General features: G+C 67.1%; 1 protein-coding gene. It reads right to left on the bottom strand.

Going from position 1 to position 1,129, the window contains the following annotated elements; genetic code table 11:
* Window positions 1–1,129, bottom strand: a 1,129-nt coding sequence (locus tag ABTX78_RS36080) for an AMP-binding protein (RefSeq protein WP_352210979.1), incomplete at both ends; no start/stop codon positions are given.

Below are 1,129 nucleotides of genomic sequence, written 5' to 3'. Positions count from 1 at the left end.
GCCGGTGCCACGACGACGGTCCCGCCGCTCAGCAGCGGCACCCACAGCTCATAGGTGGAGGCGTCGAACGCGGCCGGCGAGTGCAGCAACACCCGCTCATGCGCCGAGCGGTCAAAACGCGGGTCCAGAGCCAGAGCGGCGACATTGCGATGCGTCACCACGATCCCCTTGGGCGCACCCGTCGAACCCGAGGTGTACATCACATACGCCGCATCACCCGACCACACACCCACCCCAGGCGCTTCACGCTGCTCCTCTCCCCCAGGTGTGGACTCGATGACGAATGCGTCTGCCGCATCCGCCGGGAGTTGCGGCTGAGACGCGTCGTCCGTCACCACCATCGTGGCACCGGTGTCATTCAGCACATGGCGGATGCGGTCGGCCGGATAGCGGGCGTCGAGGGGCACGTAGACCGCGCCGGCTTTCATCAGGCCGAGGACCGTGGTGACCGTCTCGATCGAACGCTCCAGAAGCACACCGACCGCGTCACCGGGCCGCACTCCCCTGCCGATCACCTCGTGCGCGAGATGGTTGGCACACGCGTCGAGCTGCGCGTACGTAAGCGTGGCAGCGCCGTCGATGACCGCCGGAGCATCGGGCGTCTCAGCCACCTGCCGTGTGAACAGCTCACCCAGAGAGGCATCCGGCACGGCATGCACCGTGTCGTTGAAGTCGACCACGGCACGCCGGTGTTCGTCGGGGGTGAGGATGTCGATGTGGTTGAGGGGCTGGTCGGGGTGGGTGGTGGCGATGTCGAGGAAGTGCAGCCAACGCTCGAACAGGGCCTGCACGGTGGGCGCGTCGTAGATGTCGCTGGAGTACTCGACGGCCCCGCTGATGCCCTGCGGCTCGCCCCGCTCCCCGCGCCGCTCCGCAAGGCTGAAGAACAGGTCGAACTTCGCCGTACCCGTCCTTCCCAACTCGACCCTGGCTCGCAGCCCCGGAAGGTCGAGCTCGGTCTCAGGGGCGTTCTGGAGCGCGAGCATGACCTGGAAGAGCGGGTGGTGCGACAGGGTACGGGTCGGATTGATCAGCTCGACCAGGTACTCGAAGGGGACGTCCTGATGCGCGTAAGCAGCCAGACTCCTCTCCCGCACCCGAGTGATCAGCTCGGCGAAGGTCGGATCAC

The sequence above is a fragment of the Streptomyces sp. NPDC096193 genome (genome assembly GCF_040302905.1).
In the GTDB taxonomy this organism is placed as follows: domain Bacteria; phylum Actinomycetota; class Actinomycetes; order Streptomycetales; family Streptomycetaceae; genus Streptomyces.
The sequence above is the reverse complement of the archived record's forward strand: the minus strand, read 5'-3'. Positions and strand labels throughout refer to the sequence as shown.